At 55.2% G+C, this 23,963-nt stretch carries 29 protein-coding genes; 15 read left to right on the plus strand and 14 right to left on the minus strand.

Annotated features, from left to right (window positions below; genetic code table 11):
- Nucleotides 1–32 precede the first annotated feature (32 nt).
- From VHE34_RS26540 to yidD, 7 genes are all read left to right on the plus strand, one after another.
- Nucleotides 33–545 (plus strand): OmpH family outer membrane protein, encoded by a 513-nt coding sequence (locus VHE34_RS26540; protein WP_325593665.1) that lies wholly within the window; start codon nt 33–35, stop codon nt 543–545.
- Nucleotides 546–584: 39 nt separating this feature from the next.
- A complete protein-coding gene (locus VHE34_RS26545; RefSeq protein WP_325593667.1) occupies nt 585–1,094 on the plus strand; it encodes an OmpH family outer membrane protein in 510 nt (169 codons plus the stop codon).
- Between the two features lie 56 nt (nt 1,095–1,150).
- Nucleotides 1,151–1,972: a glutamate racemase gene (murI, locus tag VHE34_RS26550; RefSeq protein ID WP_325593669.1), complete on the plus strand. Its 822-nt coding sequence runs from the start codon at nt 1,151–1,153 to the stop codon at nt 1,970–1,972.
- 45 nt (nt 1,973–2,017) lie between these two features.
- On the plus strand, nt 2,018–2,917 hold the full coding sequence (locus VHE34_RS26555) for a DUF6252 family protein (RefSeq protein ID WP_325593671.1): 900 nt from the start codon (nt 2,018–2,020) through the stop codon (nt 2,915–2,917).
- A 235-nt stretch (nt 2,918–3,152) separates the two neighbouring features.
- Nucleotides 3,153–3,308, plus strand: coding sequence for a 50S ribosomal protein L34 (rpmH, locus tag VHE34_RS26560; protein ID WP_188934297.1), 156 nt, complete (start codon nt 3,153–3,155; stop codon nt 3,306–3,308).
- A 146-nt stretch (nt 3,309–3,454) separates the two neighbouring features.
- Complete coding sequence (locus VHE34_RS26565) at nt 3,455–3,838, plus strand: ribonuclease P protein component (protein ID WP_325593675.1); 384 nt, start codon at nt 3,455–3,457, stop codon at nt 3,836–3,838.
- A complete protein-coding gene (gene yidD / locus VHE34_RS26570; protein WP_325593677.1) occupies nt 3,835–4,065 on the plus strand; it encodes a membrane protein insertion efficiency factor YidD in 231 nt (76 codons plus the stop codon). The genes VHE34_RS26565 and yidD overlap by 4 nt, the downstream gene beginning before the upstream one ends.
- 19 nt (nt 4,066–4,084) lie before the next feature.
- Here the strand turns inward: yidD and VHE34_RS26575 are convergent, their stop codons facing one another.
- The 3 genes from VHE34_RS26575 to VHE34_RS26585 form a co-directional block, all read right to left on the minus strand.
- A complete protein-coding gene (locus tag VHE34_RS26575; protein WP_325593679.1) occupies nt 4,085–4,693 on the minus strand; it encodes a hypothetical protein in 609 nt (202 codons plus the stop codon).
- A gap of 65 nt (nt 4,694–4,758) precedes the next feature.
- Nucleotides 4,759–5,364 carry a superoxide dismutase gene (locus tag VHE34_RS26580; RefSeq protein ID WP_325593681.1) on the minus strand — a complete coding sequence of 202 codons (606 nt, stop codon included), beginning with the start codon at nt 5,362–5,364 and terminating at the stop codon, nt 4,759–4,761.
- Between the two features lie 83 nt (nt 5,365–5,447).
- Nucleotides 5,448–5,909, minus strand: coding sequence for a nucleoside deaminase (locus VHE34_RS26585; protein WP_325593683.1), 462 nt, complete (start codon nt 5,907–5,909; stop codon nt 5,448–5,450).
- A gap of 22 nt (nt 5,910–5,931) precedes the next feature.
- On the opposite strand from VHE34_RS26585, the gene VHE34_RS26590 reads away from it, so the two are divergent.
- A complete protein-coding gene (locus VHE34_RS26590) occupies nt 5,932–7,314 on the plus strand; it encodes an aldehyde dehydrogenase family protein (protein ID WP_325593685.1) in 1,383 nt (460 codons plus the stop codon).
- A gap of 157 nt (nt 7,315–7,471) precedes the next feature.
- On the opposite strand, the gene dusB is transcribed toward VHE34_RS26590, so the two are convergent.
- Nucleotides 7,472–8,512 carry a tRNA dihydrouridine synthase DusB gene (gene dusB / locus VHE34_RS26595; RefSeq protein WP_325593687.1) on the minus strand — a complete coding sequence of 347 codons (1,041 nt, stop codon included), beginning with the start codon at nt 8,510–8,512 and terminating at the stop codon, nt 7,472–7,474.
- Between the two features lie 28 nt (nt 8,513–8,540).
- Between dusB and VHE34_RS26600 the strand changes: the two genes are divergently transcribed.
- From VHE34_RS26600 to VHE34_RS26615, 4 genes are all read left to right on the plus strand, one after another.
- Complete coding sequence (locus VHE34_RS26600) at nt 8,541–9,395, plus strand: CPBP family intramembrane glutamic endopeptidase (RefSeq protein WP_325593689.1); 855 nt, start codon at nt 8,541–8,543, stop codon at nt 9,393–9,395.
- 91 nt (nt 9,396–9,486) lie between these two features.
- The gene (locus VHE34_RS26605; protein WP_325593690.1) at nt 9,487–10,365 is read left to right on the plus strand and encodes a phosphatidate cytidylyltransferase; all 879 of its coding nucleotides are present in this window, start codon (nt 9,487–9,489) and stop codon (nt 10,363–10,365) included.
- A 43-nt stretch (nt 10,366–10,408) separates the two neighbouring features.
- Nucleotides 10,409–11,068, plus strand: a complete 660-nt coding sequence (locus VHE34_RS26610) for a phosphatidylserine decarboxylase family protein (RefSeq protein ID WP_325593692.1) — start codon at nt 10,409–10,411, stop codon at nt 11,066–11,068.
- 17 nt (nt 11,069–11,085) lie between these two features.
- The gene (locus tag VHE34_RS26615) at nt 11,086–11,253 is read left to right on the plus strand and encodes a hypothetical protein (protein ID WP_325593694.1); all 168 of its coding nucleotides are present in this window, start codon (nt 11,086–11,088) and stop codon (nt 11,251–11,253) included.
- Here VHE34_RS26615 and VHE34_RS26620 read toward each other — a convergent pair.
- Entirely contained in the window at nt 11,250–11,945 is a 696-nt protein-coding gene (locus VHE34_RS26620) for a YjjG family noncanonical pyrimidine nucleotidase (protein WP_325593696.1), read from the minus strand. The genes VHE34_RS26615 and VHE34_RS26620 overlap by 4 nt on opposite strands.
- A gap of 22 nt (nt 11,946–11,967) precedes the next feature.
- Between VHE34_RS26620 and VHE34_RS26625 the strand changes: the two genes are divergently transcribed.
- Together VHE34_RS26625 and VHE34_RS26630 are read left to right on the plus strand one after the other, a co-directional pair.
- The gene (locus VHE34_RS26625; protein WP_325593698.1) at nt 11,968–12,669 is read left to right on the plus strand and encodes an SDR family oxidoreductase; all 702 of its coding nucleotides are present in this window, start codon (nt 11,968–11,970) and stop codon (nt 12,667–12,669) included.
- Between the two features lie 52 nt (nt 12,670–12,721).
- Complete coding sequence (locus VHE34_RS26630; protein ID WP_325593700.1) at nt 12,722–14,809, plus strand: BatD family protein; 2,088 nt, start codon at nt 12,722–12,724, stop codon at nt 14,807–14,809.
- 2 nt (nt 14,810–14,811) lie between these two features.
- Here VHE34_RS26630 and VHE34_RS26635 read toward each other — a convergent pair whose 3' ends face one another.
- The 5 genes from VHE34_RS26635 to VHE34_RS26655 all read right to left on the minus strand — a co-directional run bounded on the left by VHE34_RS26635 (nt 14,812) and on the right by VHE34_RS26655 (nt 18,634).
- Entirely contained in the window at nt 14,812–15,516 is a 705-nt protein-coding gene (locus tag VHE34_RS26635) for a response regulator transcription factor (protein WP_325593702.1), read from the minus strand.
- 8 nt (nt 15,517–15,524) lie between these two features.
- Nucleotides 15,525–16,484, minus strand: a complete 960-nt coding sequence (locus VHE34_RS26640) for a sensor histidine kinase (RefSeq protein ID WP_325593704.1) — start codon at nt 16,482–16,484, stop codon at nt 15,525–15,527.
- Between the two features lie 117 nt (nt 16,485–16,601).
- Complete coding sequence (locus VHE34_RS26645; protein ID WP_325593706.1) at nt 16,602–17,081, minus strand: gliding motility lipoprotein GldH; 480 nt, start codon at nt 17,079–17,081, stop codon at nt 16,602–16,604.
- 27 nt (nt 17,082–17,108) lie between these two features.
- Nucleotides 17,109–17,984 carry a YicC/YloC family endoribonuclease gene (locus VHE34_RS26650; protein WP_325593708.1) on the minus strand — a complete coding sequence of 292 codons (876 nt, stop codon included), beginning with the start codon at nt 17,982–17,984 and terminating at the stop codon, nt 17,109–17,111.
- Between the two features lie 53 nt (nt 17,985–18,037).
- Nucleotides 18,038–18,634 carry a pseudouridine synthase gene (locus VHE34_RS26655; RefSeq protein ID WP_325593710.1) on the minus strand — a complete coding sequence of 199 codons (597 nt, stop codon included), beginning with the start codon at nt 18,632–18,634 and terminating at the stop codon, nt 18,038–18,040.
- 339 nt (nt 18,635–18,973) lie between these two features.
- Between VHE34_RS26655 and VHE34_RS26660 the strand changes: the two genes are divergently transcribed.
- Entirely contained in the window at nt 18,974–19,915 is a 942-nt protein-coding gene (locus VHE34_RS26660) for a UDP-3-O-(3-hydroxymyristoyl)glucosamine N-acyltransferase (RefSeq protein ID WP_325593712.1), read from the plus strand.
- A 17-nt stretch (nt 19,916–19,932) separates the two neighbouring features.
- On the opposite strand, the gene VHE34_RS26665 is transcribed toward VHE34_RS26660, so the two are convergent.
- The 4 genes from VHE34_RS26665 to pheS are packed head-to-tail and all read right to left on the minus strand — an operon-like array spanning nt 19,933 to nt 23,930.
- On the minus strand, nt 19,933–21,009 hold the full coding sequence (locus VHE34_RS26665; protein WP_325593714.1) for a carboxypeptidase-like regulatory domain-containing protein: 1,077 nt from the start codon (nt 21,007–21,009) through the stop codon (nt 19,933–19,935).
- Nucleotides 21,006–22,031, minus strand: a complete 1,026-nt coding sequence (locus VHE34_RS26670; RefSeq protein ID WP_325593717.1) for an NAD-dependent epimerase/dehydratase family protein — start codon at nt 22,029–22,031, stop codon at nt 21,006–21,008. The genes VHE34_RS26665 and VHE34_RS26670 overlap by 4 nt, the downstream gene beginning before the upstream one ends.
- Complete coding sequence (locus tag VHE34_RS26675) at nt 22,024–22,869, minus strand: 3-hydroxyacyl-CoA dehydrogenase NAD-binding domain-containing protein (RefSeq protein ID WP_325593719.1); 846 nt, start codon at nt 22,867–22,869, stop codon at nt 22,024–22,026. The genes VHE34_RS26670 and VHE34_RS26675 overlap by 8 nt, the downstream gene beginning before the upstream one ends.
- A 29-nt stretch (nt 22,870–22,898) precedes the next feature.
- Complete coding sequence (pheS, locus tag VHE34_RS26680) at nt 22,899–23,930, minus strand: phenylalanine--tRNA ligase subunit alpha (protein WP_325593721.1); 1,032 nt, start codon at nt 23,928–23,930, stop codon at nt 22,899–22,901.
- Nucleotides 23,931–23,963: the final 33 nt, after the last annotated feature.

A 23,963-nucleotide genomic window follows, 5' to 3' on the forward strand; every position in this document is an offset into this window, starting at 1 on the left:
TTGATTATTTTCATGCCCAAAATTATCTAGCCATGAAAAAGATACTCCTTGCTGCCTGTTGTCTATTGGCCTTCTTTCTTTCCGGTCATGCGCAGAGCTATGCCGTCGTCGACACAAAATACATCCTTGACAAGATGCCCGAATACAAAGAGGCGCAAAAGAAGCTCGACCAGACCAGCATGCAATGGCAGAAGGAGATCGATGCAAAGCAGGCCACTCTTGACCGGATGTATAAAGATTATGATGCCGAGCGGGTTATGCTTAGCGACACGCTGAAACGCAAAAGGGAGGACCAGTTGTTCAATATGGAGAAGGAGGTTCGCGACCTGCAACGCAAACGGTTTGGTTATGAAGGCGATCTGTTCAAGCTTCGGCAGGACCTCGTGAAACCCATACAGGATAAGGTTTACAACGCGATCCAACAATTGGCCGTTAACAGAATGTATGACTTTATTTTGGACAAAAGTGAAGGAATTACCGTTATCTTCGCAGACCCTAAACTGGATAAAAGCGAAGATGTCCTGAAGGCTCTGGGGATCAAATAACTAAAAACGCTAATAAAATAAAACAAACTTCAAAACACAATGAAAAAGATTGTCACAATCGTAGTGGTGGTTATGGGCCTGGTTCTGGCGGGCAATTCGACAAAAGCACAGGGCAAGATCGGGTACATCAGCCTGCAGGAACTGATCCCTTCGATGCCCGAATACAAGAAGGCGGATACCGCGCTGAATGACTATCAGAACGCACTCGGTCAGAATTTCGAAGATATGAAGCGGGAGTATATGGAGAAGGACAGCCTTTTGCAATCGAAGGACACGCTTAAATATACCAAGGCTCAGCTCGAGCTGAAGAAAAGAGAGATCAGCGACATGGTAATCAAGCTCCAGGGTTGGAATCAGCAGGCTCAGCAGCTGTACCAGCAAAAGCAGCAGGAGCTGATCCAGCCGATCCAAAAGAAGGCCGTCGAAGCCGTACAGGCCGTTGCCAAGGAGAACGGCTATGCCTACGTCCTGACCAAGGAAGCCCTCCTGAGCTCGCCCCCCGCGGACGATCTGCTCCCCCTGGTGAAGAAGAAATTAGGAATTAAGTAAGAACAAAATAAACGCCGGGGCAACACCCCGGCGTTCGACTTTTAGGAAGAGAAGATATGAAGAATCCCATCGGCGTATTTGACTCGGGCTATGGCGGTCTCACCGTTTTGAAGGAGCTGGCCGCCCGGCTGCCTGACTATGACTATATCTATCTTGGCGACAACGCCCGCGCGCCGTATGGGAACCGTTCCTTCGAGACCGTCTACCAGTACACCCTGCAATCCGTCCAATGGCTGTTCGATCAGGGCTGCCCGCTGGTGGTCCTCGCCTGCAATACGGCCTCGGCCAAAGCCCTGCGGACGATCCAACAACTCGATCTTCCGCGGATCGCGCCCGATCATCGCGTTCTCGGCGTCATCCGGCCCACGACCGAGGTGGTCGGCCAATACAGCGTCTCGGGAAAGGTCGGCGTTCTCGCTACCCGGGGCACCGTCCTGTCCGAGTCCTACCCGATCGAGATCGCAAAATTCTTCCCCGATGTCGAGGTCTTTCAGCAACCATGCCCTCTATGGGTTCCGTTAATAGAGAATAACGAGCACGATAAACCCGGGGCCGACTATTTTGTCAAAACATACGTCGATCAGCTGATGGCGCGCTGCGCGGAGATAGACACCGTCGTCCTGGCCTGCACCCATTATCCGCTGCTGAAAGACAAGATCGCCGCTGCGCTGCCCGCCGGCCATACGCTTATTTCCCAGGGGGAGATCGTTGCGGAGAGTTTGGCGGATTATTTGCAACGTCACCCGGAAATGGAGAGCCGCCTGAGCAAGAGCGCAAACGTCCGGTTCTTCACCACCGACTCGACCGAGGATTTTGACAGCCATGCCAGTATCTTTTATGGGCAGAACCTGCGGTCGAATCATGTTTTGTTAGCTTGAGCCGATCATTGGCGTACGCCGGTAATTAACCAAAGTAGTCCCAGGATGAAAAAAGCAATTCTCTATTCGATAATGCTGCTGATTGGATCTGCCTCTTGTAAAAAGGAGACCAGCATCGAAAGCAACGATAACGCATCCGGCAATTTCACCGCAACAATTGACGGGGCAAAATGGGCCGCTTCCCCGACCAGGCAGGCGGCAAGCATCCTCGGCGGCATCATTACGATCACGGGGGTCAGCGCCGATAACAGGGAGATCAACCTCAGCATTGCCGATTCCATCGCCGGCACCTATAGCTTGAGTCAGACTTCGGCCTCGCTGGCGGCTTATGGCGATCTCGACTCGTCCAATGTATATGCCTTTTCCACCAACCAGGGCAGCGACACGGGCCAGGCCGGCGGTACCGTGACCGTGACGGAGATCGATTCCGTCGACAGGACCATCTCGGGTACCTTCTCGTTCAAAGCCTGGCGCGATATCGACGGCCGGCAAAAGAAGATCACAAACGGGGTTTTTGCCAGGATCCCCTATGTCACCGCGCTGCCGCCCACTTCCGCCAAGGACACCTTGGTGGCTTCGATCGACGGCAAGGCCTTTACCGCCATCAATATCCAGGCCGCAACCACCTCGGGCCAGATGACTATCATCGGCGCCACCTCGGATGGAACGCAGTCCATTGGCCTGCTCCTGCCGGCAAACGCCTCGCCCGGTACCTACAACCTTGGCGCGGCCAACCCGTCTTACCTCGGAGCATATACTCTCATCAGCGGCTCGTCTTCGACCGGCTTCGTATCGTCGGCCGGCTCGGTCACGATCACTTCGAACAATACCGGCGCCAGCCGCATCAAAGGAAGCTTCCAATTTACCGCGGTCGACCCAACCGGTTCGACCACCACGACCCATGCCATCGCCAGCGGGGTCTTTTCAGTCTATTATGGGCAATAGGCGGCCCGCCACCCCCATTTTTTGCAGGAATTTTCCACCTTTTTCCCGAATTTTTCCTAGTTTTGCAATCCCTTTCACCAGCGGCGGGGATGGTGACCCGTGGCGGTAAAAACAAGAGACGCGAAAGCCCCCAGTTCCATTGAATGAGCAAGATGGAACGAGGGACGAAGTTCCATCGAAGCTCAAACCGAAGGTCAATCATAATTCGCTGACAAAAACGCAAAAAATCTTTTAAATGAAGCGCACATTTCAACCACACAGACGTCGCCGCAAGACGGTTCATGGCTTCCGCAAGCGGATGCAAACCGCCAATGGTCGTAAGGTTCTGGCCAGCCGGCGTGCAAAGGGTCGTCATAAGCTGACCGTTTCCGACGAGTCCAAGCTGAAATAGAAAGAATTTAACCTATTATAAGTCAATAGCTTCGGAATTTCCGAAGCTATTTTTGCTTAGGACGCCCAGGCGTCCCGTCCGAAGGACAGACATCAGCGCTTTGCTGGAAATGCGCTACATTTCCGAAGGCGCATTTCAAGCACATTATGGCCACTTGGCGCAAACCAGAAAAACTAAAAAGCCGGAAACGCATCGAGCGCGTATTCCGGGAAGGGAAGAGCTTCTCGGTCTTCCCCTATAAGATCGTGTTTTTGCTCGCCGGAACCCCTGTTCCGGGCGCCGCCCCTCTCCAGGCCGGCTTCGGCGCCAGCAGCCGCAACTTCAAAAAAGCCGTCGACCGCAACCGCATCAAACGCCTGGGCCGTGAAGCCTATCGCCTCCAGAAAGGGCCGCTGCTGGAGCAATTGACCCAAAAAGGTCATTCCCTGGCGGTCTTCTTCGTCTTCATCGGCAAGGAGCTGCCCGATTACCCGACCGTAACCGCGAAGATCGGCGTAGCTTTGCAGAAATTACAGAAAGAAACGGCATGAAGAAGGTTTTACAACTATTGGGACTTCCCCTGATCGCCCTGATCAAAGTCTACCAATGGGTCATCTCCCCGGCCCTGGGACCCCGCTGCCGGTTTACCCCCAGCTGCTCCCACTATGCCGTAGAAGCCCTGAAAAAACATGGATTATTCAAAGGCGCCTGGTTGAGCATCCGGCGCATCGCCCGCTGCCATCCCTGGGGCGGACACGGGATCGATCCCGTTCCGTGAATGCGATTGGGCCGAGGACCTATTTTTTTCCGGTGGAGTCCGAAGGCCCAACCATTTTTTCCAGTTTCCCGACGATCTCCCGCATTTCCTTCATACTATAAAATTTATAGATCGCAGGCACCGAACCGGCATCGAACGAGCTGGAGACCGTAGTGAACGGCCCAAAGACCTTAGCCTTCGTTTCCGTAGTGATCCTCACCGCTTTCGTCGGCGGGATAAAATAATTCTGATTGGCCTCGCTGACGTTCCGATCCTGCATCAGCTTTTCCAGGCTGTCCACCTTTTGCTTCAGCACATCCTGCGTGATGCGGCCTTCGCCGCCTTCACCGACATGCTGGCGGCTGCCGACCACCGTGTCGCTCTTGAGGTTGGCGATCCACAACCCGTCATCGGGGATGGTGACGGTGTATTTGCCCTGTGGCGACTCCACATTGAGAGTGACTGGATCGCCGCCGGTGAAGTCCAGCTCCTGTTCATGATGCGTGGTACCATCACCGTTAGCAATGGTGATGTTCTTTTGGGTTTCGTCTACTGCGATCTTGTCGCTCGCATAGATCAATACTCTTTTCTCGTGTCCTTTGCAGGCCGCAAAAAGGACGATGGCAAACAGAAGAGGAGCTTTTCTCATATTTAAAATTTAATAAACGGCTCCGCCAAATGCTACGCAAGGATGAGCCGTTTATTATCCAAAATTTATTTTGCCTTGGCGTAATGCTCGGCTACCTTGTCCCAATTCACCACCTTCCAGAATGCCCCGAGATAGTCGGCGCGTTTGTTCTGATATTTCAGATAATACGCATGTTCCCAAACATCGACGCCCAGGATCGGCGTGCCTTTTACCTCGGCTACATCCATCAGTGGGTTGTCCTGGTTGGGCGTGGAGCTGATCTCCAGCTTCCCATCCTTCACGATCAACCATGCCCAGCCGCTTCCGAAACGGGCAAGGCCGGCCGCGTTGAACTTTTCCTTGAACGCGTCAAAGCTTCCGAACGTTGTGTGGATGTCGTCGGCCAGCTTTCCCGAAGGCGCGCCGGAAGATTTGGGACTCAGGATCTCCCAGAAGAAGCTGTGATTCCAGTGACCGCCGGCGTTGTTCCGCACGGCCGGGCTGATGGACCCCGCCTTTTGAACCAGCTCTTCGAGCGATTTACCCTCGTTGGGTGTTCCGGCGATGGCCTTATTTAGATTGTCGATGTAAGCCTGGTGATGTTTGCCATGATGGATCTGCATGGTCGTTGCGTCGATGTTGGGCTCCAATGCTTCAAATGCATAAGGGAGCGCGGGAAGTGTAAATGCCATAACGAATGATTTAATGATATAAAAAACGACTAAACTCGTGTCAGTACCTGAAGGGAGAACAAATCTACACGAAAAAGGTTATATCACCGTTTGGACCGGAAAAAATCCCGCATCAGCCCGGCGCATTCCTCGCGGAGGACACCCTTTGTCAATTGGGTTTTGGGATGAAAAGGCCACGGGGCCGGCTGATCCCCGATGCCCCGCCGGTAGCCGTTCTTGTCGTCTTCGGCGCCAAAGACCACCCTGCCGATCTTACTCCAATACAAGGCCCCCGCACACATCAGACAGGGTTCCACGGTGACATAAAGGGTTGCCTCGGGAAGGTACTTGCTCCCGAGATGGTTGAAGGCGGAGGTCAACGCGATGATCTCCGCATGCGCGGTACAGTCGGTAAGCCGTTCGGTCTGGTTGTGCCCCCGCGCAATCACCCGGGCGCCCATGACCACCACCGCGCCGATCGGCACCTCATCCTCCTCATAGGCCAGCCGCGCCTCTTTCAGCGCCTGCTGCATAAAATATTCGTCGTTCATCGGCTGCAAGATCATGAAAAATCGGGAAATTGGTCCTATGAATGGCCCCGCCGTTTCCATCGATCCCGAACCGCTCCGCCGGTTCTTTCAATCCGGAGCGACACGCTCCTTCGGATGGCGGCAGCAGCAACTACTGCTTCTGCAACAGGCCATTCGTGAAGAAGAGGCGGCGATCCACGCCGCTCTGTACGCCGATCTCAAAAAAAGCCCCGAAGAGGCCTATGCGACGGAGACGGGGCTGACGCTGGCCGAGATCCGCCATGCCCTGAAGCATCTCGCAAAATGGATGCGACCCCAAAAAGCAGGGACCAACCTTGTCAACATTCCCGCCGCCTCGCGGGTCTACCGGGATCCACTGGGTGTCGTCTTGATCATCGCCCCCTGGAATTATCCTTTCCAACTCTCCCTCATCCCTCTGGCGGCGGCGCTGGCCGCTGGCAACACCGTCGTCCTCAAGCCGTCCGAATGGGCGCCCGCTACCGCCGCAATAGTCGAACGACTCCTCACCCGCATTTTCCCACCCGAAGTGGTCACGGTCGTCCTGGGCGATGGCGCGGAGATCGTCCCTGCGCTGATCCGGAAATTCCGGTTCGATCATATTTTCTTCACCGGCAGCAATCCCGTCGGTCGGGCCATCTACCGTCTCGCGGCGGAACAGCTGATCCCCGTGACGCTCGAGCTGGGGGGGAAAAGCCCCGTTATCGTAGAAAAAGATGCCAACCTGCGCGTGGCGGCGCGACGGATCGTCATCGGGAAATTCCTCAACGCCGGCCAGACCTGCATCGCACCCGACTATCTCCTCGTCCACGCCGCCGTCAAAGACCGCTTGTTACAGCACCTGCGCGAGACCATAAGGGAATTCTATGGACCCGAACCCGCCGACAGCTATGACTATGGAAAGATCATCAGCGAAAAGCGCTTCGATACACTCGTCAATTTCCTAAAGGACGGCAAAGTTGCCGAAGGCGGTGGCGCCGACCGCGAGAAAAGATATCTCGCCCCAACGCTGCTGACCGATGTCGATCCAAATGCCGCGATCATGCAGGAAGAGATCTTCGGCCCCCTGTTACCGGTATTCACCTATTCGACGACCGAAGAAGCCCTCGCCTTTGTCCGAAAATACCCCGACCCACTGGCTTTTTATCTTTTTACGGCCGATACCTCCCTTCAACGCACCTGGATCGAAGGATTGCGCTTCGGCGGCGGCTGCATCAACAATACCGACTGGCATTTTGCCAACCTCCATCTGCCTTTCGGCGGCATCGGGCAAAGCGGCATCGGCGCCTATCATGGAAAATATTCCTTCGAGCGGTTCACCCATGCGAAGGCCGTGATGAAAACGCCGACGATGATCGACCCATCGATAAAATACCCGCCTTTTAAAGGGAAAATGAAATGGTTTAAACGGTTTATTCGCTAAGGCCGGGACGGCGCACAGCGCCGGCGTCCGAATGGAGGCACGAGCGTAAGCGATGGGCCCGAACGAGGAGACGCGTGGCGAAGCAGCGTCGACGAAGTTCTATAGGCCCTACCAGACTGCGAAGCAGTCGGTGCAGGAATCAGGGGATCCATCAAGCTCAGTAAGCACAATCTTCTAGCTGCCCCTGCGAGAACCCAACAGTCATCCGTTCCGGAACAAAACCCGAATACCGCAGCTGCACCTGCTGCAACACCTCCTCGATCTCTTCGACCGTCTTTTTCTGCACCAGCTGGTTGCGGTATTCCTTGATATGCGGAAAGCCCTTGAGGTAGTTCGTATAGTGCCGCCGCATTTCGAGGATGCCAACGACCGGCCCCTTCCACTCTACCGAACGCAACAAATGATCCCGGATAGCCCCGATCCGCTGTTCGATCGTCGGCGGGGGCAAATGTTCGCCGGTCTGCAGGAAATGTTTGATCTCATTGAAGATCCACGGATAACCGATGGCCGCGCGGCCGATCATCAATCCATCCACGCCGTAGCGGTCCCGGTAGAGCCGCGCCTTTTCGGGAGAGTCGATATCGCCGTTGCCGAAGATGGGGATATGGATGCGGGGATTCTCTTTCACTTTTGCGATCAGCGTCCAGTCTGCCTCTCCCTTGTACAATTGGGCCCTGGTACGGCCATGGATGGTCAGCGCCTGGATGCCGGCGTCCTGCAGGCGTTCGGCCACCTCTTCGATGTTCTTGGAGGCGTCATCCCAACCCAGGCGGGTCTTGACGGTCACCGGGAGGCTCGTGCCCCTGACAACGGCGGCGGTGAGCCGCGTCATTGCGGGAACATCTTTCAATACGGCCGCCCCCGCGCCTTTGCACACCACCTTTTTCACCGGGCAACCGAAATTGATATCCACGAAGTCGGGCTGGACGGTATCGACGATCCGGGCGCTCATGGCCATGGCCTCCTCGTCACCGCCGAAGATCTGGATACCGAAGGGCCGCTCGTATTCGAAGAAGTCGAGCTTCTGCCGGCTCTTCATCGCGTCCCGGATCAACCCCTCGCTGGAAATAAACTCACTGTACATCACATCGGCGCCGTTATGCTTGCACACATACCGGAATGGCGGGTCGCTCACGTCTTCCATGGGTGCCAGAAGGAGCGGGAAAGCCGAAATTTGTATCTTGCCGATGTTTACCATGATTGGGGTGCAAATTTACGCACTTATCGTGGGACCTGCAACTATGACGGATAACGTTAAGAATCACTCCCCCTGGGGGCCCTTAGGGCTTTTGTTCAGAATGATCGGGATCGCTTTTCTGGCGATGTTCGTAATGGCATTCATCGGCGGCGCCCTGCCCAAATCGGCATCCCCAACAGCCGCCAAACTGTTGCAGGTGATGGACACCATCGTCATTTTCGGCTTGCCGGCCTTGATCTACGCCCGTGTCAGCAATCCCCGGCACCCCGGTTTGCAGCTGGGCTTACGCCCCGCCGTTCGGCCGAGCTTTTATTTTCTGGCCGTTCTGCTGCTGTTGCTGGCCTTTCCTTTCGAGATCTGGCTAGGCATCCTGAATCGGCTGATCCCGCTGCCGGCCTGGGCGATCCGGGCGGAAGAGGCCGCCGAGCGACAGTTGAAAACCCTGTTGACGGCAAAGAACGGCTTCGAACTGCTGTTCGACCTGTTGGTCGTCGCCGTCATTCCGGGTATCTTTGAGGAGATGTTCTTCCGGGGAGTCGTACAACGGCTATTGATCCAGGTGACGAACAAACCCTGGTTTGGTATCTGTATCGGCGCCGCAATCTTTTCATTCATGCATTTCGAGTTTCTCGGCTTTTTACCGAGGTTTTTTCTCGGTGTCCTGCTGGGGGCCGCCTACTGGTACAGCGGCAGTCTCTGGACCGCCATCCTGGCCCATGCCCTGTTCAATGGGATACAGGTTGTACTGTTGAACTACATACCCGCGACAATGAACGATGCAAATCCTTCGATCCCGGTCTATAGCGTACTGGTAAGCGCAGCCTTCGTTGGAGTGTTGCTTGGCGTCATGCGGAGACAATCTTCAAATTCGGATCCTGCTTAGGAGGCCGGAGGCCTCTCGTCCGAAGGACCGACATTAGCCGTTTGCCGGAAATGCGTTATTTTCGGAACGCGCATTTCCGGCAAATCAATCTATGGCACTAAATCCCACCATATTCAAAACCCGTAGCCTGACAGCCGCCGTATTCGTGGTGGTCATGCTGGCAGGGCTCCTCTGGAACCCCTGGAGCTTCCTCATCCTCTTCAGCATTATTCATTTCGGCTGCTGGGTCGAATACCGGAAGATCATGGTCCTGATCGACAAGGAATACTCCGGCGCGTCCGCCCTTCACCGGTATAGCGTGATGATCGCCGGCTGGTGTTTCATGCTCTACCTGGTAAATGGCAATCTCCACCTGGCCGGGATCGCCCTGCGAACGATCGGCTGGTGGGGCTGTTTCGGATTCCTTTGCCTGCTGGTGGCGGGAGAGATCATCCAGTACCGGACGGCGAGCATAAAGAACATCGGCCGTAGCGCCCTGGGCCTGTTGTACATCTCGCTGCCGCTGGCCCTGCTCACCTGGCTGCGGACGAAATTCTACGGCAGCCCCCTGCCCTTTACCGATCGCATTCCCGTACTGATGATCATCGGCTCCATCTGGATCAACGACACCATGGCCTATATCGTCGGTTCGCTCATCGGCAGAACACCGCTGTCGGCGATATCCCCGAAAAAGACCTGGGAGGGGACCATCGGCGGTATCCTGCTGGCCATCGGGGTCATGGGCGGTATCGGCGCCTGGATCGGGCCCGATGCGAATCCGTTCTCTGCCGGCCACTGGATGGCCGTCGCCGCTATCTGCGCCGTCACCGGCACGCTCGGCGATCTGCTGGAAAGTAAAATGAAACGGATGGCGGGCATCAAGGACAGCGGGAGCATCATGCCCGGTCACGGCGGCTTCCTGGATCGTTTCGATTCCCTGCTCGTGGCCACGCCGTTCGCCTGGTGCTATCTGGCGTGGGTGATTGGGTAATCGTAATCAACAAATTGCTTATTTTTGACGATCAACGCATACAATGACAATACATCGGGAAGGTTATAAGTCCATCGCCATCGGCGCCCTGGCCTTTGCCGTCATCAATCTCATCTCATTCTATTTCATCAGCGCTCACGCCGCCTGGCTCAGCGCCCTCATCTTCCTCCTGACCCTCGGCTTGCTCCTTTTCCTGATCTCCTTTTTCCGGGTTCCGGGACGCAAACTGACAAAGGGAGACAACCTGATCATCTGCCCCGCCGACGGAAAGGTGGTTGTCATCGAAGAGGTCGTGGACGAAGAATATTTCAAGGATAAAAGACTGCAGATCTCCATTTTCATGAGCCCCGCCAACGTACACCAGAATCGCAATCCCACGGCCGGCGAAGTGGTCTACAATCAGTATCACCGGGGCAAATACCTCGTAGCCTGGCATCCAAAATCATCCACTGAGAACGAACGGCACAGCGTCGTCATCCGCCATCCACAGGGCGAACTATTGGTTAAACAGATCGCGGGCGCCCTGGCGCGCCGCATCGTCAACTACCTCCATGTCGGTCAAAAGGTGGAACAGAGCGCGGAAATGGGTTTTATCAAATTCGGTTCGCGGGTGGATGTCCTGCTACCCCCGGGAACACCGGTCGAAGTGAAGCTCAACCAGGTAGTGCAGGGCGGGGTGACCGTATTGGCGAAATGGAAATGATTGCCTAAATTGCGGATATGAAGAAGAATTTACTCCTGCTTGCGATAACCGCCTTTTTGTTTTCCGGCGCCGCTTTTGCGCAGACCGGCAAGGGCGCTCAGAAGGCAAAGAAGGACTCCACGGCAGCCACGAAGAAGCCGATGCCGAAATCCTGTCCCGGAAAGGTCTGCGGCAAGAAGAGCTAAAAGATAGTCTCCAATTCTTTTAAGGACGAAACCGTATAGGTCGGCTTTATTGCCGGCTCGACGCCCAGGTGATTGATATAGACCTGGTCGATCCCCGCGTTGATGGCCCCCTGGATATCCGCTTCGATACTATCCCCAAGCATTATGCTTTCCTCCGGCTCCGCTCCCGTCACCCGGAAAGCATATTCGAAGATCTCCTTGTGAGGCTTCAGGCTGTTGGAGCCCTCGGAGGTGATCACCTCCCCAAAAAATCCGGTCAGCCCCGAATTTTCCAGCTTGCTATGCTGTGTCTTTTGAAACCCGTTGGTGATCAAATGCAGCCGATAACCTTTACCCCGGAGATAGGTGAGGATCTCGATCGTATAGGGGAACAGGATATTGCGGGTGGGCAGGGCATCGAGGAATTCCTCGCCCATCTGGCGGGCAAGTGGTTCGTCGCCGATCTTAAAATCCAGCAGGGTCAGCCACATGCGTTTCCAGCGCAGCTCATCGACTTTGATAAAGCCATTGCGATAGCGGTCCCATAATTTGTCGTTATGAACGATATATTGCTTGTGAAAGAGGTCGAAATTCGTTACTCCCCTGTCGGCAAGGCCAAGGGAATGATAGAGTTGCTGCAGGGTCTGCCGGCTGTTGGCCTCAAAATCCCAGAGCGTATGGTCAAGGTCGAAGAAAAGGTGTTTATATTGCATACCAGCCGCAATTTACACAAATATGAACTGTATCATCACCGGCGCATCGAGAGGCCTGGGAAGGGCAATGGCGGAACGCTTCGCCGCAGCAGGCTATGATCTCTACCTCACTTCCCGCGACAAAGCGAAGCTGGCCGCCGCCGCGGCGGAGCTCTCAGCGCGCTATCCCGCCAGTACCGTACATCACTACCCCGCCGACATCGGCGAAAAGGCACAGGTAGAGGCCTTTGCCCATTGGATAGGGGAGGCCGGGGTGAGCGCGGATGTCCTGATCAACAACGCAGGTCAGTTCATCCCCGGGAGCGTGCACAATGAACCGGAAGGCGCGCTGGAGACGTTGATGGCCGTCAATCTTTATAGTGCATATCATCTGACCCGGCGCCTGCTGCCGGCGATGATCGCCCGCCGTAGCGGGCATATCTTCAACATTGGCTCGGTTGCTTCGATAAAGGCCTATCCCAACGGCGGGGCCTACAGCATTACCAAGTATGCGCTGGCGGGATTCTCCGCCAACCTGCGGGAAGAGATGAAGCCCTATGGGATCAAGGTCACGGCCATATATCCCGGCGCGGCCTATACCGACTCCTGGGCCGCGAGTGGCATAGATCCCCAACGCTTTATGACCGCGGCCGATGTGGCCGAAATGGTGTTCTCGGCCAGCCGGCTTTCGCCGCAGGCCACCGTGGAAGAGATCCTGATGCGCCCGCAGGCAGGTGACCTCTGACAGGGATTTAACTGACTTTTAACCCTTACGCGACTTATATTTGTAAGGCGCTATGAAAGTCGCCAGCTCAATAAATTCACCCGTTATCGGACATATTCTACGCTTATCGTTCTTCCTGCTGATAACCGCACTCCCGGGACTCTATGCCTCCGGCCAGGTGAAATTTTCCACCGTCGTCAGTAGTCAGGACATCAGCAAAGGAGAATACCTGCAGGTGGAGTTCGTCGTCGAGAATGCAAAACAGATCGACGATATGACGCCGCCCGATTTCCGCGGATTCCGCATCGCCCAGGGACCGATCCAGTCCAGCGGTATGAGTATCGTAAACGGTAACATGTCCCAATACAAGGGACTCTCCTTCGTCCTCGAACCGGAAAAGCCCGGAAAATTCACCATCGGCGGCGCATCGGCTACAGTTGACGGCAAGCGCATGCAAAGCAATACCGTAGTCATCACCGTCCATCCCGGCAACGGGGGATCGGCTTCCAAAGGCGCACAACCCCCATCCGGCGGCAACACTCCATTCAGCAATCCTTTCTTTCAGCCATCCATGCCCGATCCTTTCGGCCGCGAACCCGGCGAAGTAGAGAAAGACTATGTGCTGCGCCCCGGCGAGAATGTAAAGGAAAAGATCCGCAAGAACCTTTTTGTAAAAGTCCAGGTAGATAAGAACACCTGCTATGTCGGCGAGCCCATCGTTGCGACTTATAAATTGTATTCCCGGCTCAGCTCGGAATCCCGCGTGACCAAACGGCCTTCCCTCAATGGATTCAGCGTATATGATATGGTGGACCCCAGTTCCGACCCCGTGTCCGTCGAACGGCTGAATGGAAAGGACTTCACCGTGCATATCATCCGCAAGACCCAATTGATCCCCCTTCAGGCAGGATCCATTGACCTGGACCCGGTGGAGGTCGAGAACACCGTTCACTTTGTAAAGGGTTCCGGATACCGCGAGACCCGTCGCAGTGGTAATTCCCTGCGCGATCTGCTGGATCAGATGACCGACGAGGCCAACCTGGGTCCCGAAGTGGACGAAAATGTAACCCTCGATACAAAGCCCGTCACCATTACCGTCAAGCCGTTGCCCGAGGAGAACAAACCCGCTGGCTTCAGCGGGGCCGTCGGCGATTTCTCCGTAGAGGCCTCCCTGGCCAGCAATACCATCTCCACACAGGATGAGAATACCCTGCATGTCGTGGTAAAGGGTAAGGGGAACCTCCCGGTCTTTGCCGCGCCACCGATCGCCTGGCCGGATAGCATCAGGGCCTTTGACCCAACCTCAAAAGAAGACGTGAACAAGACGGTATCGCCGATGACGGGAACCAAGTCCTTCGACTTTGTCTTTACTCCCAGGGCGGCAGGCCATTTTACCATCCCTGCCGTCAATTTCTCCTACTTCGATCCGGCCGCACAAACCTATAAAACCGCCGAATCAAAGCCCCTGGACCTGCAGGTTTCTCCTACGGTCAGAAAGGGAACCCCTTCACCGGCTCCTGGTCTTGTGCAGACAGAGCCATCGGCCTCCGGCAGCTTCGGCAACTACGTAAGCGACCACCTGGAATGGATATTCGCCGCACTGCTCGTGGCGGGGGTCACGGCCTGGTTCTGGCGTCAGAACAACCGCCTTCGCAAGGCCGGCAAGCTGGCAAAAGCCGAAACGACCGCAGCACAGCCCAGGCCGGATGCACTGCCCCAAACCCCCATTACCACCAACCGGACAAATGCCCCGCAGTTGCCGGATCGGCCTGCAACCCCGGCGCAACAGCCCGACGCAAGGGACCGGCAGGCAATGGCCGCTTTCCCTTCGGGCGCCTATGTTCCGGAGACCCCGGTTGCCGATCCGCTGTCCGAGGCCAGACAATTTTTTGAGAATGGGGATTCAAAGGCCTTCTATCGCGAGGTCAACCGAGCCATCTGGAAGGCGATAGGCAGAAAGCTCGAGCTGCCGGCCAGCGAGTTGAATAAATCCAATACGACCCGGCGCCTGCGCCAACGCGGCTGGGACGAAACTGCCCTGCTCTCGCTGGAGAATATCCTCAATGAATGTGAAATGAACCTGTACACGCCGGCCTATGACCGCTTCAATATGGAACAGCTGCTTCGGCAGACGGAGCGCGTGCTCGAACGACTGGCCTAAGGTTACTCCGTATACTTGTATCCAACCCCCCGCACCGAATGAAAATACTTCGGATGCCGGCTGTCGTCCTCAAAATATTTCCGGAAGTTCAACACAAAGTTATCGATGGTCCGCGTCGTCGGATACACATTGTATCCCCATACCGCCTGCAATATCTTCTCCCTCGTCACCACCTCGTTCTTATTTTCGATCAACAGCTTTAACAACATCGCCTCCTTCTTACTGAGCTGGATCCGCTCGCCGTCCTTTGTCGTGGCCTCCTGCGCCTTGAAGTCGATGATATTCTTTCCAAAGTTGTAAACGTCGCCGATGAAATCCCCTTTCTCCTGCATCTTCTTGTTCTTCTCGATCAGTTTTTGGATGCGCAGCAGCAGCTCTTCGAGATTGAAAGGCTTGGTAAGATAGTCGTCCGCTCCCTTCTTCAACCCCAGCACCCGGTCGGCGCTGGCGTTCTTCGCGCTGAGGATCAGGATGGGGACATCGTTGTTCTGCACCCGGACGGTCTCAGTGACGCCGATGCCGTCGACGCCGGGCAGCATGACGTCGAGGATGATCAGGTCGAAATACTCCGACTGGATGGCCTTCAGGGCCTGTTGGCCGTCAAAGGCCGACGTGATCTCGTACCCTTCCAGCTCGAGATTCAGCTTCAGGGCTTCGTGGAGATTCTCCTCGTCCTCCACCAGCAGGATGGAAATTTTTGAGCTCATGGTATACGCTAAAATATAACCGTAAAAATACTTCCAACCGGCGAATTATCGGCGACTTTCAGGGTCGCATCATGGTCCTCCGCTATCTTCCGGCAGAGATACAGCCCCAGGCCCGTCCCCTTGGTCCGGCGCGTGGCCTCCTGCCCGGTGCGGTAGAACTTGTCGAAGATCTTCTTTTTCTCGTCGTCGGGAATGCCCTGCCCCTGGTCGGCAACGGCCAGCGATATCGAACGGCCCCGCCGCTCCAGGCTCACGGTTACCACGCCCTCTTTCGGGGAATATTTTAGTGCGTTCTCGATCAGGTTGTTGATCAGCAGCTGCAGCAACAGCGCATCGCCGAGGATCACGACTTCGGGTTCTATCCGCTGCTCCCAATGGCGCTCCGGGAACCGGTGCCGGAAATCCTGCATTGAATGGCTGACGATCGCGGAAAGATCGAGGGATTCCTTTGACTGTACATATTCTCCCTCCAGCTGCGAGGCGACCAGGATATTCGTAGCCAGGGTGTCGAGGCGGTTCGTCTCCTGCAAAGCCGCCTGGATCATCTTTTGTTGCCTGGTTTCGTCCAGTCTGTGCTTGAGCATCGTTTCCAGGTTGAGCTTCGTGACCGCGATCGGGGTTTTCAGCTCGTGCGTGACCGCCATCATAAAATTCTGCTGCTGCAATTGCAATCGTATCGTCCGGCGCACCTCCCGGTAAACGAAGATGGCGCCGAGCAGGATCAGCCCCAGGTAGGTGCTTCCTTCCCCGATATTGCGGGCCGTCTTCTTTTTTTCTTCCGAAAGGATTGCCTGCCGGCGAAGCGCATATTGGGCATCATCCGGCTTCAGCTGTTCCAGCTGATGGGCGGTGATCTCGCGGTTGGCGTCCTGCAAGGCGATGAACCACCAGGCCAGCCCGGTGATGATATAGATCAGGAGGATCCAGAACACGGTGATGGCCACCGCAAGGCGTTTCTTTTTGAACATATTTAAAAGGCTGGAAGCCTTTTCGTCCGAAGGACAGACTTTAGCCGTTGAAGCGAAATTCGCTATTTTTCCAAAAGCGAATTTCGCTCATTTCGCCAGTTTGAGCCATAGGAGCGGCTACGGCACCCGCTCGACGCGCACCCCGATGTTCAGGACATGCTTCAGCGGGTCTTCCCGCATCACCTGCTCCAGGGTAAGCGCATATTCCCCCGGCCGGCTGAATTTTGTCGATTGCTGGATCAACACCCGCTGCTCATAGACGTCTTCCATCCCCGTGCCCAGCCAACCTTTATCGTTGGTGGCCAGCAACAGGTCGTAGCGGTCTGTCCGGACGACGGAATCCCCCGGCTGCCGGATGGAACCCCTGATCCAGATGTTATTGTAGTTGTAGGCGTCGGTATGCCGGATCACGATATACACATTATAGCGATAAGCGGTATCCTGCTCGCTGATGGTAAAGTTGAAGGCAGGATGGAAAGAACTGGCCCATTGCTGGCCGGGAAGGGCAATATCCTTTTCATACATGCCGTCGGGCCGCGTACAGGCCGTCCAGAAAACAGAAAATACAACGAGCAGGGATACAAAGCGGTTCTTCATCGAAGCAAAAATAGGATCATTATAATACTATAATACATTCAAAACCTGTTCTTTTGCCTTTTCCAGCTCATCCTTCATCAACACCACGCACTGCTGGATCGTCGAATCATAGGCCTTGGAACCCGTCGTATTGATCTCCCGGCCTATCTCCTGCAGGATAAAGGACAGTTTCTTCCCCTTGCTCTCGTCGGACTCCTGCAGAATGGCCCGGAAATAGTCGCAATGGTTCTTTAATCTCACCTGCTCCTCGCTGATATCGATCTTTTCGATGTAATAGATCAGTTCCTGTTCCAGCCGGTTCGGATCGTAATTTTCCTTGCCGACATGCTCCTCCAGCAACTTTTTCAACCCATCCTTGATCTTTGTCTGGCGCAGCGGCTCGAGCTTGACGATCTCATCCTGGTGGCGAAGGATATTGCTGATCCGCAGCTGAAGATCGTCCTCCAGCGAGGCGCCTTCATTCAGGCGATGCGCGTTGAGGTCGTCGATGGCCAGCAGGATCACCTTCTCGAATTGCTGCCATTCTTCATCGGTAAGGGTATCGCTCGTTGGCGTGATCACCTCCGGCAGCTTGACGAGGGTGCTGAGGATATTGGAAGGGTCGAGCTTCAGCTCGTTGGAAAGATCGGCAAGAGCCCGGTAATAGGCCTTGGCGAGGTCGGTATTGATGCTGACCGGCTTGGCATTCCCGGTTTGCTTAAGGCTGATGGTGCAGTCCAGCGACCCCCGGCCCAGCTTCTCCGAAAGCAGCTTGCGGATGGAGAATTCGAAGGGTTTCAAAAACCCGGGTAATTTCAATTGCAGCTCGAACTGTTTTCCATTCAGGGATTTTACATCTACCTGGAAAGTCTTGTCTCCTACCGCCTGTTCTGCACGACCGAAGCCGGTCATCGATTTGAGCATATGATTCCTTTTTTATTTTGGCCGACGGGCCACCGGCCCGTTTGGGTCTCAAGTTACTGATTCCTTTCGGCAAACAACAAGGAATACAGCTCAAGCCGGGTCATCTGTCGCATTTCTCCCGGCGACAGTCCATCCAGATCGAGCCTTTCGATCCGGTAACGGATCAACCGAAGCGTGGGAAATCCTGTCTGAGCCGTCATCTTACGCACCTGTCTGTTCTTCCCTTCCCGGAGCACCAATCGAATCCATGTCGTCGGGATCGAGGCGCGAAACCGGATGGGTGGATTCCGGTCGGGCACCGGCGGCGGGGTCTCGAACACGCTGGCGACCGCCGGAAGCGTTCGATAGGATCTGCCGTCGACGGCGATCGTCACACCGGTCCTCAGCTGGTGGAGGGCCGCAGACGTGATCGCACCCTCCACCTGCACCCAATATTCCCGGTCGTGCGCAAACCGGGGGTTCAATAACCGGTTGTTCAGCGCAGCGTCATTGGTCAGGATAAGCAGCCCTTCACTGTCAAAATCCAGCCGGCCCACGGGATAACAATCCGCAGGAACGGGAAAGAAATCCTTTAATGTCACCTTGCCTTCGGCCGATGTAAATTGCGAGAGAACCTGGAAGGGTTTGTATATAACGTAGTACCGGTGCACGTTTCAGCGATTCGAAAAGATAGTTTTTATTGCTGTGCCTGGCTGTTTTTCCATCTCAGGGCTGTTTTTGTCAGACCCGACTCACCAAAAGAAAAAGCCCGGTGCGAAACCGGGCTTTCAATATATGGATGGGTTAGTAAGTACCGGGAAATAAATTTCCCTACACAATATTAAAAATAATTTTTTCTATCTAAAAAAATTTTCCCATAAATTTTATTCACATTTTTTTTTGACCTGTGGAAAATGGTCACGCTCGAACACCTCCTCAACCGGGCTTTGCGCGATTTCCCAACAGCCTTACACAAATTCCGCGCTACCTTTGCACACAAATTCTTTACCATGCAATTCCCATCTCCCGTATCCATTCAATGGCTGGCTGAGTTCCTGGGCGCCGGGATCATCGGCGATAAAAATGGTCAGGCCACCGGCATCAACGAGATCCACAAAGTGGAAAAAGGCGACCTGGTTTTCGTCGATCACCCCAAATACTACGATACCTGCATCCGCAGCGCCGCCACTTACATCATCATCAATACACCCGTGGAAGTCCCGCCCGGCAAGGCTTTGCTCGTAGTCGAAAAACCCTTCGACGCCTACTTGAAGATTGTCCGCCACTTCCGGCCTTTCGAACCCGCGACGAAGATGATCAGCGACACCGCCGTCATCGGAAAGAATACCTATATCGCCCCCGGCGTCTTTATCGGTCATCATACGACCATCGGCAACGACTGTATCATCCACCCCAATGTCACCATCCTCGACCACTGCGTTGTCGGGGACAATGTGATCATCCAGGCCGGCGCGGTCATCGGCTCCGACGCTTTTTACTATAACGGGAAAAAAGATCGGGAGATCTGGTACCGGAAGATGGAAAGCTGCGGTCGGGTCGTCATCGGGGACTTCGTGGAGATCGGGGCGGGATGTACCATCGACCGGGGGGTAAGCCACGATACGGTCATCGGCGACGGATCGAAGCTGGACAATATGATCCATATCGGGCACGATACGGTCACCGGTAAAAACTGCCTCTTCGCCGCCCAGGTCGGCATTGCGGGTGCGGTGGAGATCGGCAACGGGGTTATTCTCTGGGGACAGGTCGGCGTAAGCAAGACCCTGACGATCGGAGACAATGCCGTCGTACTTGCACAAAGCGGGGTGCCCGCTTCCCTTGAAGGCGGAAAGACCTATTTTGGCTATCCGGCAGAAGATGCAAGCCTGAAAAAAAGAGAACTGGTGTGGATAAAGCGCATTCCCGAGTTGTGGAAAAAAGTTATGGGCTGACCGCCCAACCGGCGGTCTCACTCCGGCAGGTAATCATATGGCAGCAATTCCGCCAGCTTCTTCCATGCCCAATACCCCAGGTTACTCACGTCCCCCTGGTCATAGAAGTACCCATTTTCCTCGATAACAAAGCCATTGGCAATGTCCAGCGCCGAGATCTGGGCCGCCGTAGTCAACGGGTATTTATTCAGCGTAAGGTATTTTTTATCGGGCGCCTGGCTGGTATAGCTGATCCGTAGCCTGCCCTGGATATTGATCTCAACATCTCCACTGTCCCTGGAATACAATTTCGGGTCATAGGGATCCTCCACCCGCCGCATCCTATTGCTCCCGCTATCGGCCAGCTCGAGGATGAATCCTTCGTCGTTCAACGTGCTGTCATACCAGCTGCGGATAAAATGCAAACGCGAGCCGGAATAAGAGAAGAGCCTGTTTTGCTTCCAGGTCTGCTGCTGATCGGGACTGCCGTCCAGGTTTTCGAAAAGGGGATATCCCGTATAGCTCCCGACATTGCCGGTGTAATCATAGACGAAGGAGTCCAGCTGGTACCTGATCCGGTAACCAAGGGCATTGTTGGTCACTGTCAGCGGTTCGGTGGCCTTCACCCGCAGCTTATTCCGTTTTTTATAAAAATAGAACTTAAGCACTTCCTTATTGTCCAGGGTGCACTGAGCCGCATTGGGCGTGGTCCCGATAAAATTGTCAAAAAAGAACTGCCCATATTTTTCCCAACCGTCGGCAACTTCGGCGCTACCGGTAACCACTGCCTGCTCCAGGCTCTTATCCAGCTCTTTTAACTGCACCCGCAAGGTATCGTCGGCCTTATGATCCTTGCCGATACGCATCACCTGCGTCTCGTAACCGGTGTAGGAGATGACGAGGTCATATCCCCCATTGGCAAGACGAAGATGGAAACTTCCGTCGCTCTTTGAAAGCGTTCCAACCGTTGTATTCTGACAAAACACCGATGCGCCGACCAGTGGCTGACCGGATTTGTCGAGCACGATCCCGTCGATGGGGAAGGTCTTTTCCTGGGAAATAGCGGTAAGGGAGAGTGTAAAAGTGAAGAGAACGAGCGTCAATGCCGTCTTCATGGATATTGTTTTGTGCCGTTAAGATAGCTCAAATAATCGGCACATGCCAGCTTTATCGTCCTTTCGAGGGGGGTAAATTGAAATTCGGGTAGCGCAGCGAGGATCTTACTGTTGTCGAAATAGGTCAGGCTCTGCGCTATTCGCGCGCTTTCCCGGGTAAGGATGGAGGGCCTGCCCGAAAAGAGACTCTTCAGGCTTTCCCGCCGCCAGGCGATACCTGCCAGCAGTGGGGTCGCTTCCCGGGAGGGCGGCCTCTTTCCAAAGGCCGATGCCATGGTCTCAAACAACCTGCGAAAGCTCCAGTTGTCCCCATTGAGAATATAGCGCTCCCCGACAACATCGCAATCCAGCAGCGCAACGATCGCGCACGCCACATCCCTGACGTCGACGAATCCGTTTACACCCTCGGTATACCAGGGGAATTCCTGCCATGCGCTGCGAAAAAGCGTACAGCTGGAATGGTTCCAGTCGCCAAAGCCCAGTATGGTGCTGGGATTGACAATAACGGCGGGAAGTCCTTCGCCGATACCCCGCCAGACCTCTATCTCGCCGCGGAATTTGCTGGCGGCATACCGCGTATTCCATTTGCTTTCTTCCCACGACTTCTTTTCGTTCACCGTCTCCCCATTGCCCGTCCGGCCCAATGCCGCTACCGAGCTGACATGCACCAGCCGCCGGATGTTCTGTTCAAGCGCCATATTGACGACATTGGCCGTGCCCTCGATATTCGTGTGAACCATCTCCCGGCGGTCACCCCGGGAAAAAGAAAGCTTCGCCGCTGAATGAACGACCGCATCCACCCCTTCCATGGCTTCTTCCAGCCCGACGGGATCGAGCACATCGCCATTGACCCATTCCACGTTTTCCCACACCGTCGCAGGGATAAAGGCCGGCTGTGTGTTGGCGCGTCGAATAGCCCGTACGGCCCATCCCCCCGCGACCAACTCCCGGATAATATAGGCGCCGAGGAATCCCGTCCCACCGGTGACCAATACCCGACCCTTATCTTTTTGATTATGCATACCGGTAATATCCTTTACGGGTCTTTCTGCCCAGCTCGCCGTTCTGAACCTTTTCCTCTTGCAACGGAGAAGGGCGCAGCCGGAGCGGCTTGCCCATAGCTTCGAAGACGGAACAACTGACGGCATAGTTGATGTCGTTGCCGATAAGGTCCATCAGCCGGAAGGGGCCCATCCGGAAGCCCGTTGCCTCCATCAGCGAATCGATCGTCTCAAAATCGCCGATTCCCGCTTCCACGAGACGCATAGCCTCGAGATAATAGGGACGGGCGACATGATTGACGATAAACCCCGGGGAGTCTTTGCAGATCACCGGCGTCTTCCCCATCTGCCGGGCCACGGCCAATGCTGTTTGCGTCGTTGCTGCCGTCGTACGTTTCGTATTGATGATCTCCACCAGCCGCATCAGCGGCGCTGGATTGAAGAAGTGCATGCCGATAAACCGCTCCGGCCCGGAGATCGTCGCAGCCAGCGCGTCCAGCGATAAGGAAGAAGTATTGGACGCAAGGATCGTCTCGCCGGAGTTCTGCGCCGCCAGCCGGTGGAATAGCTGGCTCTTGGCTTCGGGCTGTTCGACGATCGCCTCGATGATCAGGTCGGCCACACAATCTTCGATCCGGTGGATCGCCGAGATCCGCCGAAGGATAGCGGCCTGCTCTTCGGCGCTCAGCTTCTGCTTTTCCACAAGCGCCTGCAGGCTCTTTTCGATCGCCGCCTGCCCCTTTTGTACCATTCCCGGATCGACGTCGAATAATAGGGTTTGGAACCCCCCCATCGCAGCGACCTGCGCAATCCCGCTGCCCATGGTGCCCGCCCCGCAAACGCCGATTTTTTTGATCATAGATTGATTTTACTTGCCGTAGGCATCGGCTAAACCGCCCCCGTAAACTGTTTCAGGAATCGGACATCATTCTGCGAATAGAGGCGCAGATCGTTGACCCGGTAGAGCAGCTGGCAAATGCGTTCGATACCCATGCCAAACGCAAAACCGGTGTATTTGCTGCTGTCGATTCCGAAATTGTCGAGCATTTTCGGATGGACCATTCCGCTTCCGAGGATCTCCACCCAGCCGGTGTGCTTGCAAACGGAACAGCCGACTCCGCCGCAGATGCGGCAGTTGATGTCCATCTCGGCGCTGGGCTCCGTGAAGGGAAAATAAGAAGGCCTGAAACGGATGCGCACGTCCTTGCCGAACAGCTCCTGGACGAAGAAGTACAAGGTTTGCTTCAGATCGGCAAAAGAGACATTCTCATCCACATAAAGACCCTCGGTCTGATGAAAGAAGCAGTGGGCGCGGGCGCTGATCGTTTCATTCCGGTAGACCCGTCCCGGGCAGATGATCCGGATCGGGGGCTTTTGCCGCTCCATCACCCGGGCCTGGACGCTGCTGGTATGCGTCCGTAACAGCCAGTCGGGATTCTGGTGGATGTAGAATGTGTCCTGCATGTCCCGCGCAGGATGGTTCTCGGGAAGGTTGAGGGCAGTGAAATTATGCCAGTCGTCCTCGATCTCCGGGCCTTCCGCCACAGAGAACCCCAAACGGCCAAAGATATGCACGATGCGGTTGCGCACCAGCGTGATCGGATGATGCGTGCCCAGGGGCAGCGCGTCACCGGGAAGGCTGAGGTCGATGGAATGAGCAGGACCGGCTACGCCCGAATCGATGCCGCTCTTCCAGTTCTCGTAGGTGGACTCGGCCAATTGTTTGAACTCATTGAGGATCTGGCCAAACTCTTTCTTTTTGTCGGCAGGGACGTTTTTCATCTCGGTGAACAGGTTCTTCACGATGCCCTTGGTCCCCAGGAACCGGATACGGTAAGCCTCCAGCGAGTCCGCTCCGTTCGGCACGATGGCGGCGATCTCCTGCTTGTATTGCTCGATCTGCTGTAACAATTGCTCCATGCCGCAAAGATAATTTATTTAATGTTTTAATGT

The sequence above is a fragment of the Puia sp. genome (assembly GCF_035546395.1).
Classification (GTDB): Bacteria; Bacteroidota; Bacteroidia; order Chitinophagales; family Chitinophagaceae; genus Puia.

Excerpts from the sequence above, each read along its gene's own strand:
- VHE34_RS26640 (WP_325593704.1), bottom strand. The coding sequence starts at position 16,484 with ATGTTCAAAAAGAAACGCCTTGCGGTGGCCATCACCGTGTTCTGGATC.
- VHE34_RS26650 (WP_325593708.1), bottom strand. The coding sequence starts at position 17,984 with ATGCTCAAATCGATGACCGGCTTCGGTCGTGCAGAACAGGCGGTAGGA.
- VHE34_RS26575 (WP_325593679.1), bottom strand. The coding sequence starts at position 4,693 with ATGAGAAAAGCTCCTCTTCTGTTTGCCATCGTCCTTTTTGCGGCCTGC.
- murI (WP_325593669.1), top strand. The coding sequence starts at position 1,151 with ATGAAGAATCCCATCGGCGTATTTGACTCGGGCTATGGCGGTCTCACC.
- VHE34_RS26555 (WP_325593671.1), top strand. The coding sequence starts at position 2,018 with ATGAAAAAAGCAATTCTCTATTCGATAATGCTGCTGATTGGATCTGCC.
- yidD (WP_325593677.1), top strand. The coding sequence starts at position 3,835 with ATGAAGAAGGTTTTACAACTATTGGGACTTCCCCTGATCGCCCTGATC.
- VHE34_RS26605 (WP_325593690.1), top strand. The coding sequence starts at position 9,487 with ATGGCACTAAATCCCACCATATTCAAAACCCGTAGCCTGACAGCCGCC.
- VHE34_RS26670 (WP_325593717.1), bottom strand. The coding sequence starts at position 22,031 with ATGCATAATCAAAAAGATAAGGGTCGGGTATTGGTCACCGGTGGGACG.
- VHE34_RS26590 (WP_325593685.1), top strand. The coding sequence starts at position 5,932 with ATGAATGGCCCCGCCGTTTCCATCGATCCCGAACCGCTCCGCCGGTTC.
- pheS (WP_325593721.1), bottom strand. The coding sequence starts at position 23,930 with ATGGAGCAATTGTTACAGCAGATCGAGCAATACAAGCAGGAGATCGCC.
- VHE34_RS26625 (WP_325593698.1), top strand. The coding sequence starts at position 11,968 with ATGAACTGTATCATCACCGGCGCATCGAGAGGCCTGGGAAGGGCAATG.
- VHE34_RS26630 (WP_325593700.1), top strand. The coding sequence starts at position 12,722 with ATGAAAGTCGCCAGCTCAATAAATTCACCCGTTATCGGACATATTCTA.
- VHE34_RS26635 (WP_325593702.1), bottom strand. The coding sequence starts at position 15,516 with ATGAGCTCAAAAATTTCCATCCTGCTGGTGGAGGACGAGGAGAATCTC.
- VHE34_RS26675 (WP_325593719.1), bottom strand. The coding sequence starts at position 22,869 with ATGATCAAAAAAATCGGCGTTTGCGGGGCGGGCACCATGGGCAGCGGG.
- VHE34_RS26585 (WP_325593683.1), bottom strand. The coding sequence starts at position 5,909 with ATGATCTTGCAGCCGATGAACGACGAATATTTTATGCAGCAGGCGCTG.
- dusB (WP_325593687.1), bottom strand. The coding sequence starts at position 8,512 with ATGGTAAACATCGGCAAGATACAAATTTCGGCTTTCCCGCTCCTTCTG.
- VHE34_RS26545 (WP_325593667.1), top strand. The coding sequence starts at position 585 with ATGAAAAAGATTGTCACAATCGTAGTGGTGGTTATGGGCCTGGTTCTG.
- VHE34_RS26645 (WP_325593706.1), bottom strand. The coding sequence starts at position 17,081 with ATGAAGAACCGCTTTGTATCCCTGCTCGTTGTATTTTCTGTTTTCTGG.
- VHE34_RS26540 (WP_325593665.1), top strand. The coding sequence starts at position 33 with ATGAAAAAGATACTCCTTGCTGCCTGTTGTCTATTGGCCTTCTTTCTT.
- VHE34_RS26620 (WP_325593696.1), bottom strand. The coding sequence starts at position 11,945 with ATGCAATATAAACACCTTTTCTTCGACCTTGACCATACGCTCTGGGAT.
- VHE34_RS26580 (WP_325593681.1), bottom strand. The coding sequence starts at position 5,364 with ATGGCATTTACACTTCCCGCGCTCCCTTATGCATTTGAAGCATTGGAG.
- VHE34_RS26660 (WP_325593712.1), top strand. The coding sequence starts at position 18,974 with ATGCAATTCCCATCTCCCGTATCCATTCAATGGCTGGCTGAGTTCCTG.
- VHE34_RS26665 (WP_325593714.1), bottom strand. The coding sequence starts at position 21,009 with ATGAAGACGGCATTGACGCTCGTTCTCTTCACTTTTACACTCTCCCTT.
- rpmH (WP_188934297.1), top strand. The coding sequence starts at position 3,153 with ATGAAGCGCACATTTCAACCACACAGACGTCGCCGCAAGACGGTTCAT.
- VHE34_RS26610 (WP_325593692.1), top strand. The coding sequence starts at position 10,409 with ATGACAATACATCGGGAAGGTTATAAGTCCATCGCCATCGGCGCCCTG.
- VHE34_RS26615 (WP_325593694.1), top strand. The coding sequence starts at position 11,086 with ATGAAGAAGAATTTACTCCTGCTTGCGATAACCGCCTTTTTGTTTTCC.
- VHE34_RS26565 (WP_325593675.1), top strand. The coding sequence starts at position 3,455 with ATGGCCACTTGGCGCAAACCAGAAAAACTAAAAAGCCGGAAACGCATC.